Annotated in this window: 10 protein-coding genes; 4 read left to right on the top strand and 6 right to left on the bottom strand. The window is 40.5% G+C overall.

Annotated features, from left to right (window positions below; all coding sequences use genetic code 11):
- Nucleotides 1–187: 187 nt before the first annotated feature.
- Nucleotides 188–1576 (bottom strand): M949_1556 family lipoprotein, encoded by a 1389-nt coding sequence (locus tag BMZ55_RS07665; RefSeq protein WP_089819831.1) that lies wholly within the window; start codon nucleotides 1574–1576, stop codon nucleotides 188–190.
- A 30-nt stretch (nucleotides 1577–1606) separates the two neighbouring features.
- On the bottom strand, nucleotides 1607–4471 hold the full coding sequence (locus BMZ55_RS07660) for a carboxypeptidase-like regulatory domain-containing protein (RefSeq protein ID WP_089819830.1): 2865 nt from the start codon (nucleotides 4469–4471) through the stop codon (nucleotides 1607–1609).
- A gap of 195 nt (nucleotides 4472–4666) precedes the next feature.
- On the opposite strand from BMZ55_RS07660, the gene BMZ55_RS07655 reads away from it, so the two are divergent.
- Entirely contained in the window at nucleotides 4667–5863 is a 1197-nt protein-coding gene (locus BMZ55_RS07655; protein ID WP_089819829.1) for an endonuclease/exonuclease/phosphatase family protein, read from the top strand.
- Nucleotides 5864–5930: 67 nt separating this feature from the next.
- On the top strand, nucleotides 5931–6347 hold the full coding sequence (locus BMZ55_RS07650; protein WP_089819828.1) for a DUF6146 family protein: 417 nt from the start codon (nucleotides 5931–5933) through the stop codon (nucleotides 6345–6347).
- A 62-nt stretch (nucleotides 6348–6409) separates the two neighbouring features.
- On the opposite strand, the gene BMZ55_RS07645 is transcribed toward BMZ55_RS07650, so the two are convergent.
- The 3 genes from BMZ55_RS07645 to BMZ55_RS11465 all read right to left on the bottom strand — a co-directional run bounded on the left by BMZ55_RS07645 (nucleotide 6410) and on the right by BMZ55_RS11465 (nucleotide 8936).
- Nucleotides 6410–7006 (bottom strand): superoxide dismutase, encoded by a 597-nt coding sequence (locus BMZ55_RS07645; RefSeq protein ID WP_089819827.1) that lies wholly within the window; start codon nucleotides 7004–7006, stop codon nucleotides 6410–6412.
- A gap of 158 nt (nucleotides 7007–7164) precedes the next feature.
- Nucleotides 7165–8688: a transcription termination factor Rho gene (rho, locus tag BMZ55_RS07640; RefSeq protein WP_143068761.1), complete on the bottom strand. Its 1524-nt coding sequence runs from the start codon at nucleotides 8686–8688 to the stop codon at nucleotides 7165–7167.
- Nucleotides 8673–8936, bottom strand: coding sequence for a hypothetical protein (locus BMZ55_RS11465; protein ID WP_143068760.1), 264 nt, complete (start codon nucleotides 8934–8936; stop codon nucleotides 8673–8675). Before BMZ55_RS11465 ends, rho begins: the two co-directional genes overlap by 16 nt.
- Before the next feature lie 196 nt (nucleotides 8937–9132).
- On the opposite strand from BMZ55_RS11465, the gene BMZ55_RS07635 reads away from it, so the two are divergent.
- Together BMZ55_RS07635 and BMZ55_RS07630 are read left to right on the top strand one after the other, a co-directional pair.
- Nucleotides 9133–9522: a DUF4293 family protein gene (locus tag BMZ55_RS07635; protein ID WP_089819826.1), complete on the top strand. Its 390-nt coding sequence runs from the start codon at nucleotides 9133–9135 to the stop codon at nucleotides 9520–9522.
- A gap of 124 nt (nucleotides 9523–9646) precedes the next feature.
- Nucleotides 9647–11485: an ABC transporter ATP-binding protein gene (locus BMZ55_RS07630; RefSeq protein WP_089819825.1), complete on the top strand. Its 1839-nt coding sequence runs from the start codon at nucleotides 9647–9649 to the stop codon at nucleotides 11483–11485.
- Nucleotides 11486–11500: 15 nt separating this feature from the next.
- Here BMZ55_RS07630 and mutS read toward each other — a convergent pair whose 3' ends face one another.
- Nucleotides 11501–14086: a DNA mismatch repair protein MutS gene (gene mutS / locus BMZ55_RS07625; protein WP_089819928.1), complete on the bottom strand. Its 2586-nt coding sequence runs from the start codon at nucleotides 14084–14086 to the stop codon at nucleotides 11501–11503.
- Nucleotides 14087–14140: the final 54 nt, after the last annotated feature.

Raw genomic sequence — 14140 nt, 5'->3', positions numbered from 1 at the left:
AATCGGAAAAAATTACCTGCTTTAACCGAAGATTTTTCAGATTTTTAAATTCATTTGAAAATATTTAAATCAAAAAAATTACCTGCTTTAACAGCATATTTTTCTGAAATTTAAATCAAACCTCAGCTGCTAAAACAAAAAAATCCGCCCGAATTGGGCGGATTTTCTTTAATTATAATTTGCAATTTTACTGAACTGTAATATCATCCAGCTGAATCGTAGTTGTAGTTCCGGATCCGTTTCCAACATATTTGAAAACAAGATATCCTTTACCGGACAAGGTTGAAGGAACGGTGTAAGTGCCCGCATTTTCAAAAGTTCCGTAACCTGAAGTCGGCGTTTTCGGAATTTTGAAAGCAGACGTAATTTCGGTTAAAGTTGCGGCGGTAACATCGCCCATCGGAACGTAATCTGTAGAAGTATACACTTTCAGCGCGGTACCGTTGTAATACCCAATATTTACGTCAAAACTGATTTTCTGACCCGCTGCAAATGTTACCGGAACGACAAACAAGGTTTCGTAAGCGCCACGTCCGGCGTTTGCGCTTAACTGGATATAATTGTTATTGCTGAAGTTTTTCAGCTGCCAATATCTATTTCCTAAAACCGGATCGTTGATGTACGGTGGAAAAGCCTCCAGGTTACTGCCGGAGAAACCTTCAAAAGTTTCTGCTAAAGTGGTAGGATATGTAATCGCAGAACCGCCTTTTGCCGGTGTAGGATCAAACCTGTTTGCTGAAGTTATGCTAACATCGTTTAAATTTCGGATCAACAACTGATAATTTTGGTTGTATTTGCTCACCACGAAAGTTAAGCTTCCGCTTCCTTTTGGTAAAAGTGTAGAACCAAATGTCGCAAAACCGGAATTTCTGATGACAGACGTACCGCCGGAATTATCTTCAATGCTTCGGTCGGTATCAACACCGGCACCGGCAACATAATCGATGTAGGTTTTGTTGGTTGGATAAATTTCGGAAGTGCTGAACTGTACATTCGGAACTTTCACCAAAGTATTGATGTATTTATCCTGAAGCGCTGCAGAAAGACTTGGCAATTCTGTAGGTTTTATGGTAACAATATCCATTTGGTTTCCGTTACAAACTGCAGAAATATAGTTGGAGAACAATGTTCCCGGAATTCTGCCAATCGCGTAAGTAGGATCCACAGAACCGATTTTTACGGTGCCGCGGTCTAAACCTAACCTCAGGCCTTTAGCATTAATTCTGATATGTGTTCCCACAGGGAAATCTGCATAATTGCTTGCTCTGTCCACTTCCATCTGAAGTCCGGCGGTAGGATTTTCCGGTTTATCCTGAAAGGAAATGGTTTTGTAGAAATTTCCATTTTCGTCGGATGAAACCACGTAACCGTCGAAAATCATGTCTTTATCAATCAGAATATAACCTGTTGAAGGCGCCATTGCTTTGAAATCTGCTAAAGAAATGTTGGGCGCCGCAAACTTGTTGGTACAGTTAATTGGCGGCGTATCCCATTCGTCCTTATTTACACAAGAGCTTACCGTAAATGCCGAAAATGCAATCACAAAAGCCGTCTTAAAATATCTTTTAATATTCATTGTATTGTTTTTTAAAATTCTGAGTTATGATTAAAATCTAAATTGAAGGTTTACGAAATATGATCGTCCTTGCGTGTACCAAAGTTTCGGTCCAAATAAAGGAAATTCGCGGTTGTTTTCCTCCACATATCCAGGATAAGTTACTCTTCTGGTCTGTTCAAAACCTCCGGTAACGTATCGCGTGTTATCGAGAATATTATTAACAGAAGCAGTAAGCAAAACATAATAACTTCCGAATCTCCAGGATTTTCCGGCATTAGCATTAAAGAAAAATGCGGACGGAAGTTTGGTAGGCTGTAAAACACGGCGCAAATCTGCTTCAGTTAAATCTGCATACGGCGTTCCCGTAACCGGATTCTGCACAAATCTTTCAGTTCTTAAAAGCGCCGAAGGATCAAGGAAATTATCATCAAGATAATTCCAGTTTGCACCTAACCACCAGTATTTTGGTGAATTATACCGGAGCCCGACAGAATATCCCTGTTGTGGAGTTCCGCCTTGTCGGTAATTTTTTAAATAAGCTTTTCCTAAATCCAAATAAGATTTACCGTCTTCGAAAGTTCCGGTCGCATCAGATGCAAAGTAGACATTCGGATCGTTTCTGTACGTGTACTGACCGTAACTCGCAAGTCCCTGTGCGGATAAAGTTGGTGTAATTTTCACATCAACACCGAGTTCACCGCCCATATTTCTTTTGGAAACATTAGACATCACCTGCGTTACAAAAGCACTTTGAACATTAGAAACTGTACCGTCCGCGCCAGTTGTCTGGAACTGAATTCCGTCCGCGAAAAACCGCTGAACATTGGTGTCGTTTTCAGTATCAACCAAAAATCCTGTGAGACGCATTTTAATGAACGGACTGCTCACGATATAACTTAAATCGTTGGCATTAACGACCGCATTTCGAATGTTTGGCGTAACTGAGCTGTTCACTCTCGGGTTGATGAATAAATCTTCGAGGAACGGAGCCTGAGAAAAATAAGCGCCATTATAAACGAGGAAGTTCCGCCCGTTTATTTTATAAATTATCTGGCCTTTAAGACCAAAATTCCAGAAATTGTAATCGGCACTTTTACCGAAAGAATCTTCATATAAATAATGTTTGAATAATCCTTCACGTGAAGAACTGGAATAACCTGCTAAACCGGATACGAAAACATCAAAATTTCCTGTCTGGAACTTGAACGCAGGATTTACCTTGATTTCCTGTCGGCGGAAATTGTAATCGTAGTTTATTTTGTCGCCTTCGCGTTTTACAACATCGGTTTCACCTTCATTGTATAAACCGCTTTCGCCAGGTTGGTTTGTAGCAGCGAAAGGATCGCGGTTCAGCGCAAAATCAGCACCCAAAAGATCTTTTACTTCGCGGTATAATTCCGATTTGTAATTCTGGTAAGAAATATTCAAAAAAAGGCGTGAAGTGTCGGTAAAATTATGGGTGAAGTGCGTGCCTGCGTTGAATATTTTATCATCGCTCACATCATTTACCTGAAAATAAAGAGCACGTTTTCCGGTAACTCCGAAATATTCACCAGCTGGTTGGTTCGTATTTCTCCGGTAAAGCGCGTCCCAGTTAATCTGTGTGTAATTCGGGTCGCCGGTTTGCCAGCCTCGCAAAGCATCAGCATAAGCCTGTTGCGCCGTAGTTGCTGTTTGGTCGCCAGTCACCGGAACCGAAGCGTTCGGATCTAAAGAATCGTAATAACTTGGTAAATAGCGGTAATATTGCGGCGACGGATTCGGCACATTCTGCCAGTCTAAACGCGCGCTTTTATCTTTTCCAAACTGGTAAGAAACAGCAGTTCTTAAACTTGATTTACTGTTAATTTTCCAGAAATCCTGCAGCTGGAAAATTGGCTGAAATCCTGCGCGAACTCTTTCGCTACGTTTTTCACCGTCTTGCCATCCCCAATAAGAATTGTAGTGTACACCGCGGTAATCATAAACTTCCTGAGTGCTCGGGCTCGCTGTCGAGCGTCTGTATGGTGCTGCAAAAGCACTTAAACTAACCGAGTGACTGTCTGAGATTTTTTTTTCTATACCTAAAAAAGCACCGTATGCATCGTAGAAAGTTCCTTCCTGGATTCCTTCCTGCGCCCAGCGTCTTGCAGCCATTGCTGTTACTGCCCAACCGCTTCTGCTCATTCCTGAAGTGTAGCGCAGAGACGCGCGGTTACGGTAATTTCTGTTGGTTAAAGAATAAGTTGCCTGAAAACCTTTGCGGTATTCGCTGGCGTTGGTGTTTTTGTAAATTACAGCGCTTGCGCCTCCAAAAGCGTATTCCGATGGTGCGTGGTTCGCGGCGACTTCCGGGTAACGCGTAATTTCATTAAGACCGCCCCAATTGCTGAAATCCACGTTTCCGTTGTCCGCTTTTACCATGGAAACACCATTCATCATGGTTTCGCCGGTTCGTCCATCAATACCACGCGGGCGGAACCAATAAGCTCCTAAATCATACGCTGCAATTCTGCTGAAAACGTCCTGTGAAGACTGCAGTAAACCAACAGTTGTTCCCTGGCTCGCATTTTCCTCGTCGCCGGTGCTTTCAATGATTGCAAGTCCCTGGTCAGCGCCGGTTAAACTGGAATATAAGGTAACAACACCTAAATCTTTTCTTTTTTCCGACGCCACATCGAACTCCATCACTTTGGTTTCGAAATTGGGTTTCGTAATTACGATTTGGTAGTGTCCTGATTTGAGGTCGACGAACTGGAAATACCCAATTTTATCAGCTTTCACATCATTACCAGTCCCTTTTAGGTCAATCTCCGCACTTTCTACAGGACTGCCGTTCGCATCTTTTATATAAGCAAAGACCGTAGTCTGCGCAAAGTAAAAGGAGGCCGGAAGCAGAGTAAACAAGGAGATTAAAGATAATTTTTTAATCATGTTAATAATATATTTATTCCTTTTCGAGTGAAAATCATTTAAGAAAATGAATTAACACAAATTTAAAAATAATTATAATATCTTATTTATTTTTAACAATCTATCTTTTCGTTTATCCAACCGTTCCCTGATGAATTTCCTTCATTTAAAAAAAAATTTATTCCTAACTTCGTATTTGATAAACATTCGGAAAAAATGAAAAAAATCAGCATTTTTTTATTATTATTTATGGTGAGTTTTTCCTTCGCACAACAGAAAGGAAAACTCAGAAAAGTAGCAACGATTGGCTTTTTAAATGTCGAAAACCTTTTTGACACCGTACCCTCCACGGATTATATCGACGGCACCAAAGATTTCAGCAATCCCGCCTTTCACAGAAGTGTGCCTTTGGATTCTTTAAAATATCTTGAAACCACGGAAGAATATCGTGGTGAATGGAAAAATGAAAACCTGAAAGGTAAAAAAGTAATCCGCCATCAAATTTTGACTGATGAATTCACCTCAAAAAGTGCGAAAAACTGGGATACCAAAAAATATAAGCAAAAAATAGCCAACGAAGCCAAAGTAATTTCGGAACTGGGTGCGCAATACACCAAAACCGCGCCTGCAATTGTAGGTTTGATCGAGGTTGAAAACCGCCAGGTTATCGAAGACCTCATCAAGCATCCGCTTTTAGCTAAATACGATTACGGCATTATTCATTACAATTCTTTTGACGCGCGGGGGATTGATGTTGCCTTAATTTATCAGAAAAGAAGATTTACCCCAACCAATTCCATAAAAAAAGAAATTAAACTATTTAACGACGAAGGAAAACGCTCTTATACCAGAAATATCCTGGTAGCAACCGGGTTTTTGGATAATGAGAAAATTGCCGTTTTCATGAACCACTGGCCGTCCCGAAGTGGTGGCGAAGCCGCTTCTTTACCGAAAAGAAATGCCGCAGCCGTGGTTTTGAAACAGCAGATGGACAGCATCAGGTTAAAAGACCCAAGTACCAAGCTTTTCGCAATGGGCGATTTTAACGATGATCCGGTGAGTTCAAGTTTAAAAAACCATTTAAAAGCGGTGCTAAATCCGAAAGATTTAAGCGCTGAAAATTCTTACCTGAACTTGATGTATCCGCTTTATAAGCGCGGTGTAGCGTCTTTAGCCTATCAGGATGCGCCGAACCTTTTCGACCAGATTATCGTGAGCGGAAATGTAATTTCAGATGAAGTTGGTAAAGATTATTCGGTATACAAAACTGAAATTTTTGCGCCATCGTATCTCATTAATAAAGAAGGAAATTTTAAAGGTTATCCTTTCCGTTCTTGGAACGGAGATTCTTTTACAGGCGGTTACAGCGACCACTTTCCGGCATTTGTAGTGCTGCAGCGCGAAGTTGACTAAAACCAAAAATTACCGGTTATTTGGCCCAATTTTTTGGTTTTGAAATTATTAATTAAAAACATTTAAAATGAAAAAATTAACGGCTATACTCGGTATTTTTATTTTGATGATGAGCTGCGCGCCAAATGCAGCGCCTTCTGTAAATGAAGAAAAACCGGGCATTCAGGCCCAAAAAAATGATGAAGGCGAATATGATTTGGAAGTCTTCGACACGCAATACGATTATTTTCTGAACGCTATCGCAAGACCGATGAGCATGTATTCGGAAACTTATCTGAAAAGCAAAAACGCTTTTTTGGTGAGCGAATGGAATTCCTATTATTTTTCGGGGCGCTACAGAAATATCATTGAATCATCAATCGACTACGACCCGACCATCGATTACGGTTTAAAATATGAATATAAGCTCTACCAGGTTTTTGCTTATGTTAGCTGGAAATACGGTTTGAAGATGAACGGCCTCAGCGGAGTTGACGCGCGGTAACCTAAAAAAACAAAAAAAGTTCAGAAAATCTGAACTTTTTTATTTTGAAAAAAAATTAGCTGTTATTTGTTGAATTTCTCTTCAACTTTGTCCCAGTTAATTACATCGAAAAACGCGGTAACATAATCCGGTCTCCTATTTTGGTAATTTAGATAATATGCGTGTTCCCACACATCCAATCCTAAAAGTGGTGTTCCCTGGCAATCTGCAACCGGCATCAGCGGGTTATCCTGGTTTGGTGTAGAGCAAACGGAAACCGAACCGTCATCTTTTTTGCAAAGCCATGCCCAGCCTGAACCAAATCTGGTTTTTGCAGCTTCGGTAAAATCTGTTTTAAATTTTTCAAAACCACCATAAGATTCGATAGCTGATTTTACATTTCCGACAGGTTCCTTGCTGCCGCCAGGTGTAAGAATTTCCCAGAAAAGTGTGTGGTTATAGTGACCGCCACCGTTGTTTCTAACGGCAGTTTTATCAGTACCGGTTTTGCAAACCTCTTCGATGGATTTATCTGCTAAATCTGTTCCTTCAACTGCTTTGTTTAAATTATCTACGTAACCCTGGTGGTGTTTGGTGTAATGAATTTCCATTGTTTTCGCGTCAATGGTTGGTTCTAATGCGTCGTACGCATATCCTAATTTCGGTAATTCGAATGCCATAATATTTTGATTTATATGTTATATCCAAATTTACTCATTATTTAGAACAATTCCAGGGTAGCGCAATCACTTTAATAAATCTTTAACATTGAAAAAACAAAAAAAAACCTGCAAAAAGCAGGTAATTTTTCAATATTTTAAAGCAATTCAGCTAAAAATTAGCGATTCATTGACATTAGAAATTCCTCGTTATTTAAGGTGTTTTTTATGCTTTTGTTTACGAATTCCATTGCTTCCACCGGATTCATGTCCGCCAGATATTTTCTTAAAATCCACATTCTTTGTTGTGTGGTTTCGTCAAGAAGAAGATCGTCGCGGCGCGTGCTGGAAGAAATTAAATCAATCGCCGGATAAATTCGCTTGTTGGCGATTTTACGGTCGAGCTGAAGTTCCATATTTCCAGTTCCTTTAAATTCTTCAAAAATCACTTCGTCCATTTTAGAACCTGTATCGATCAATGCTGTCGCAATGATGGTTAATGAACCACCACCTTCGATATTTCTCGCCGCACCGAAAAAGCGTTTCGGTTTGTGCAGCGCGTTGGCATCCACACCACCGGAAAGAATTTTCCCGGACGCCGGCGTTACGGTATTGTAAGCACGTGCAAGACGCGTAATTGAATCTAAAAGAATCACCACATCATGACCACATTCCACCATTCTTTGTGCTTTGGAAAGAACCAAGTTTGCCACTTTTACGTGTTTGTCTGCTGGCTCATCAAAAGTTGATGCGATAACTTCCGCGTTCACACTTCTTTCCATATCGGTAACCTCTTCCGGTCTTTCATCGATGAGCAAAATCATCATGTAAGCTTCCGGATGGTTTGCAGAAATTGAGTTAGCAATTTCTTTCAGCAACATGGTTTTACCTGTTTTCGGCTGTGCTACAATCATTGCGCGCTGGCCCTTTCCAATCGGCGTAAATAAGTCCACGATTCTTGTGGAAGGTGTCGCATTTTTACCTGTCAAATTGAACTTTTCTTCCGGAAAAAGCGGAGTTAAAAATTCAAACGCAACGCGGTCTTTAATAAATTCCAGGTCGCGGCCGTTTACTTCTGTCGGTTTTAAAAGTGAAAAATACTTTTCGCCTTCTTTTGGCAAACGGACGATTCCCTTTACGGTATCACCTGTTTTTAAACCAAAATTCCGGATTTGATTGGTTGAAACATACACGTCGTCAGGTGACGAAATATAAGAGAAATCCGAAGAACGTAGAAATCCGTAGTTATCCGGTAAAATCTCCAGAACGCCTTCAATCGTTACTAAACCGTCGAAATTAAATTCTTTTTTTGAATTTTCTTCCTGCACATCGCCGTTTTGGTTGCGCTGCTGGTTTTTGTTCTGATTTGGATTTTGGTTTTGGTTGGGATTTTGGTTTTGGTTGGGATTTTTATGCTGCTGTTGAGCATGTTTATTTTGATTTGGATTTCCGTTCTGCTTTTGCTGATGGTTTCCGTTTTGATTTTTTGATGCTTCCTGCGGAATTTCAGCAGGTTTTTCAGCTTCTGCAACAACCTCATTTTCTACAATTTCCGCTTCGGCAGGTTTTTTTGGAGCTGCTACGCGTTGTCTTTTTTGGCGTCTCGGATTTGCTTCTCTTTCTTCCGGCGTTTGTTGAGGCTTTTCAGAAATTTCGGGTGCTGTTTCGGCATTCTTTTCCGTTGCAGCTATTTCAGGTTCCACAGTTGCTGTAGTGGTTTCTTTCGGCGCACTTTCTGTTTTTTTTTCTTTGGTGCCGCTTTTTTAACTGGCGCTTTTTTAGGTGCCGGTGCCGGAGTTTCGGGAGAATCTGCGGGTTTTTCCGTTGCGGTGAAATAATCTTTTGCCACTTTCGTATTAGAAGCCTGAAAGTCCAGAATAGCAAAAATTTTATCGTTCTCGTTGCTGTTTTTAGCAATTTTAACGCCCAGGTCACTGGTAATCTTGGTCAAATCAGAATCCGATTTAGACCTTAACGTTTCAATATTGAACATAAATGTTACGCAAAAATGTAAGTTATAAGTAGGTGTAAGTAAGAAAGTTAAGTCGGGCGACTTTTCTTTTATAGGTCGTTATAGCTGCAAATCTACGTTTTTATTTTAATTATGCAAAAAATTATTGCTATTTTTGTAGGCAGAATCACCATATATGCTGCAACGGATACAAACGGTTTGGATATTTTTAGCGATTTTAAGCGCGGTATTTTTATTTATTACCGGCCAGGATTTTGCGCTTTTCGGTCCGCTTCCCATTATTTCTGTAATTTGCGTGGTATTGGTGCTTTTCGGATTTATCAGCATTTTGAGCTTTAAAGAACGCAAACGACAGATTTTGCTGAATAACATCAGCATTTATATAAACGCTTTGTTGCTCGGTTTATTGGCGTATTGGATACTCACCTTACCCGGAGGAATTGATTTTCCTGAGAAGGGTATTGAGCCACTTTTTCCACTTTTAGCAATTGTCTTTTTACTGATTGCAAATTTATTTATCCGGAAAGATGATCGGCTCGTAAAATCTGTAGACAGACTCCGCTAAACGTACAACGATTTTTTTTGAGTGAAACAGCCTATTTTTGGGCTGTTTTTTCATTTAAGTACATCACACTATTTTTTATCCGGAACATTTTTAAATTCCGTAATTTTGGCCCTTAAATTAGTGAATGAAACCATTTCAACGCATTTTATTTTTCGCAAAACCTCATCAGAGATTTCTGTTTGCCAGCATTTTTTTCAATATCATGTATTCCGTGCTGAATATATTTTCAGTCGCCACCATGCTGCCGATTTTAGGTTTGATGTTTGGCACCGTAGAAAAAGTTGACACTTCCGTGGCACCAAAATATTCCGGGCGAATTGTTGATTTTTTTGGTTTTGCTAAAGACTGGGCGTACTATACCATTCAGACAAATATCGATCAATATGGTGCCGTAAGAGTTTTGGCAATTCTATGTGCAATCACCGCCGTAGCTTTTTTATTAAGAAATATTTTCCGCTATCTGGGCGCTTATTTATTAGTGAATTACCGCGTGGGAATCACCAAAGATCTGCGTACCGCGATGTACGACAAATTTTTGAAGCTGCCGGTTTCATTTTTCACCGAAAAACGCAAAGGCGATATGATGTCGCGCATTTCCAACGATATCGGAAGCGTTGAAAACGGAATTATGGGAAGTTTGGTTGATGTCATCAATTCACCGTTTATGATCATCACCTCGCTCATCACTTTATTTATCCTGTCGCCGCAGCTTACACTATTCTCCTTGTTGGTTTTCCCCGTGATGGGCGGCTTAATCGGCTGGGTTGGTAAAAGTCTAAAGAAAAAAGCCACCGCCGCGCAGGAAGAGCTTGGAAATTTATTTTCATTGGTTGATGAAACCTTGAAATCTTCGAAAGTCATTAAAATTTTTAATGCCGACAAAATTCTCAAAAACCGCTTTAATTCTACCACCGATAACTGGCAGAAATATGCCATCGGAATGAGCCGTCGCCGTGAACTCGCCTCACCGATGAGCGAATTTTTAGGTTCCGTAACTATTTTAATTATCACTTGGTTTGCCGGCGTTCAAATCCTGAATGCGCAAACAATGGAACCCGAAACTTTTTTGGTCTTTATTGGCATGTTTTTTCAGATTTTAGATCCCGCGAAAAAGCTGTCTAACGCGATTTCAAATATTCAGGGTGGAATGGCAAGTTTAGACCGCGTTTCAGAAGTTTTAGATTACGATTTAAAAATTGATGAAATTGAAAATCCACTGCCGATTTCGACTTTAAAAGATAAAATTGAATTCAAAAACATTGGATTTTTCTACGATAAAGATAATGTTATTCTGAAAAATTTCAACCTGGTAATTCCAAAGGGTAAAACCATCGCTTTGGTCGGCCAGTCCGGCTCCGGAAAAACGACGATTGCGAATCTTTTGGCGCGTTTTTATGACGTTTCCGAAGGTGAAATTTTAGTCGATGGCCAAAATATAAAAAATTTAAAAGTCACTGATTACCGGAATCTTTTGGGAATGGTAACTCAGGAATCAGTTTTGTTCAATGATTCGGTTTTCAATAATATTTTGATGGGAAAGCCTAGCGCCACCGAAGATGAGGTAATTTCCGCTGCAAAAATTGCCAACGCGCATCACTTCATCGACGAACTTCCGGAGAAATATTACACCAACATCGGCGATGACGGCAACAAACTTTCCGGGGGACAAAAACAGCGAGTTTCCATTGCGAGAGCGGTTTTGAAAAATCCGCCGATCATGATTTTGGATGAAGCAACTTCCGCATTGGACACGGAAAGCGAAAGATTTGTGCAGGAAGCATTAGAAAAAATGATGGAAAACCGCACTTCACTCGTAATCGCGCACCGACTTTCAACCATTCAAAAAGCGGACTGGATTGTGGTGATGGAACGCGGAATTATCGTTGAGCAGGGCACGCATCAGGAATTATTCGGTAAAAACGGCATATACCGCAAACTCGTTGATTTGCAAAATTTCGGGTAAATAACCCGGAATAAATTATCTTCCAATCATCTTTTTAATCGAATTCAATTTCATCAAGGCTTCAATTGGTGTTAAAGTATTCACATCAATTTTTAGCAGCTCTTCGCGGATATTTTCTAAAACCGGATCATCAAGCTGGAAAAATGAAAGCTGCAAACTTTCTTCGGTAATTGCTCTCGCAGAGTTTTTCGAACCACTTTGCGAACGGCTTTTTTCTAAAGTTTTCAGGACTTCATTAGCGCGGTTCACGACTTTGGCCGGCATTCCGGCCAATTTCGCCACATGAATCCCAAAACTGTGTTCACTGCCGCCCGGCACGAGTTTCCGCAGGAAGATAATACTTCCTTTATGCTCCTGAATCGAAACATGGAAATTTTTAATTCTTTCGAAATTCACCGTCATTTCATTCAGTTCATGATAATGCGTAGCAAATAAAGTTTTCGCTTGCGTCGGATGTTGGTGAAGATATTCTGCAATCGCCCAGGCAATGGAAACACCGTCGTATGTAGAAGTTCCGCGCCCAATTTCATCTAATAAAATCAGGCTTCGTTCCGAAATATTGTTCAAAATATTCGCAGCTTCATTCATTTCCACCATGAAAGTCGATTCGCCGGAAGAAATATTGTCTGAAGCACCAACGCGTGTAAAAATCTTATCCAAAATTCCGATTTCAGCATGTTTTGCCGGCACAAAACTGCCAATCTGCGCGAGCAGACAAATAATTGCCGTTTGCCTCAAAATTGCGGATTTTCCTGCCATGTTCGGTCCGGTAACCATAATGATCTGCTGCGAATCTTTGGCTAAAAATAAATCGTTCGGAATGTATTTTTCGCCTAAAGGCAAAGCATTCTCAATGATCGGGTGACGCGCTTCTTTTAAATCGATTTCAAAACCGTCGTTCAGAACAGGTTTTGTATAACTCTCAGAAACCGCCAGTTCCGATAAAGCAACACCACAATCCAGTTCCGCAATAATCTTGGAATTTTCCTGAATTTGATCGATGTACACCATCACGTTTTCACAAACCTGGCGGTACAATTGCTGCTCAATTTTTGAAATTTTTTCCTCTGCACCGAGGATTTGTTCTTCATACTCCTTTAATTCTTCGGTAATGTATCTTTCCGCGTTAACCAAAGTTTGTTTTCGGATCCAATCGTCGGGAACCTTATCTTTATGCGAATTTCGGACTTCAATATAATAACCGAAAACGTTATTGAAACTGATTTTAAGACTTGTTATTCCGGTGCGCTTTATCTCGCGGTCGCACATTTCCTCGAGAAAATCTTTTCCTTTGGTTTGAAGCCCGCGCAGGTGATCCAGCTCTTCAGAAATTCCGGTTTTTATGACATTTCCTTTCGAAATATTTACCGGAAGTTCCTCATTCACATTCTTTTGCAGATATTTAATGAGCTCTTCCAGATTCAGCAAAGGTGAAATCCAGGCTAAAATTTCCGCGTGCGGCTGCAGAAGTTCTTTAATTTTTTGAATGTTGGTAAGACTTTGGCGCAAATATCCGACCTCTTTTGGGCAAATTTTTTCCGAAGCCAGTTTTCCCAGCAACCTATCCAAATCCGAAATTGATTTTAAAAGTTGAAGAATTTCATACTTCAGATTTTCTTCTTTATTGAAAAATTCCACCAAATCTAATCTGCGGTTGATTTCATTTACAGATTTCAAAGGCAGAATTAAGCGGCGTCTCAGCAATCTTCCGCCCATCGGTGTGCAGGTCTTATCGATGATATCCAGCAGCGATTTTCCCTGCGAATGACTCGGGAAAACAATTTCTAAATTCCGCAAGGTAAAATGATCCATCATCAGATAATCATCTTTCGGAATCAATTTTATGGTCGTAATATGCTGTAAAAGAGCGTGGTGCGTATCTTCCACCAAATAAGCGAAAATGGCGCCGGCGGCGATAATTCCCAGTTTTACATCTTCAATTCCGAAACCTTTTAAGGAATTTGTTTTGAAATGACCGGTTAATTTTTCGTACGCATAATTGTATTGATAAGCCCAGTCTTCCAGCTTGAAAGAACTTCGGTTTGCAAGCTGAGTAGGCAGTTCCGTGCGTCTTTGGTAAATAATTTCACTCGGATCAAAAGTGCCGACAATGTGCAGCAACTGCTCTAAATTCCCTTCGGAAGCAAGAAATTCTCCGGTAGAAACATCGACCAAAGCAAGGCCGTATTTTTCTTTCTCTTTGTGCACCGAAAGTAGAAAATTGTTCTTTTTCGAGCTTAAAACCTGCTCGTTGAAAGTTACACCGGGCGTCACGAGTTCGGTGACGCCGCGTTTTACAATTCCTTTTACCGATTTCGGATCTTCCAGTTGGTCACAAATCGCAACGCGCAAACCCGCGCGCACCAGTTTCGGCAAATAAGAATCAATGGAATGATGCGGAAAACCCGCAAGTTCGATATGACCTTCACCGTTGGCTCTTTTTGTTAAAACAATGCCCAGAATCTGCGCGGCGCGAGTGGCATCCGTCCCGAAGGTTTCATAAAAATCCCCCACGCGAAAAAGTAACAGCGCATCCGGATATTTCGCCTTGATGGTGTTGTACTGCGTCATTAGGGGAGTTTCTTTTTTTTCTTTCGCCACGGCATTTGTTTTAAAAAGTTTTGAACTGAAAAATTTCGGCTTTAAAAACCTTAT

The sequence above is a fragment of the Kaistella treverensis genome, assembly GCF_900114045.1.
In the GTDB taxonomy this organism is placed as follows: domain Bacteria; phylum Bacteroidota; class Bacteroidia; order Flavobacteriales; family Weeksellaceae; genus Kaistella; species Kaistella treverensis.
This window is presented reverse-complemented; position numbering and strand designations above follow the sequence as displayed.

Coding starts and splice junctions, on each gene's coding strand:
- BMZ55_RS07665 (WP_089819831.1), bottom strand. CDS start 1,576: ATGAATATTAAAAGATATTTTAAGACGGCTTTTGTGATTGCATTTTCG.
- BMZ55_RS07660 (WP_089819830.1), bottom strand. CDS start 4,471: ATGATTAAAAAATTATCTTTAATCTCCTTGTTTACTCTGCTTCCGGCC.
- BMZ55_RS07655 (WP_089819829.1), top strand. CDS start 4,667: ATGAAAAAAATCAGCATTTTTTTATTATTATTTATGGTGAGTTTTTCC.
- BMZ55_RS07650 (WP_089819828.1), top strand. CDS start 5,931: ATGAAAAAATTAACGGCTATACTCGGTATTTTTATTTTGATGATGAGC.
- BMZ55_RS07645 (WP_089819827.1), bottom strand. CDS start 7,006: ATGGCATTCGAATTACCGAAATTAGGATATGCGTACGACGCATTAGAA.
- BMZ55_RS07635 (WP_089819826.1), top strand. CDS start 9,133: ATGCTGCAACGGATACAAACGGTTTGGATATTTTTAGCGATTTTAAGC.
- BMZ55_RS07630 (WP_089819825.1), top strand. CDS start 9,647: ATGAAACCATTTCAACGCATTTTATTTTTCGCAAAACCTCATCAGAGA.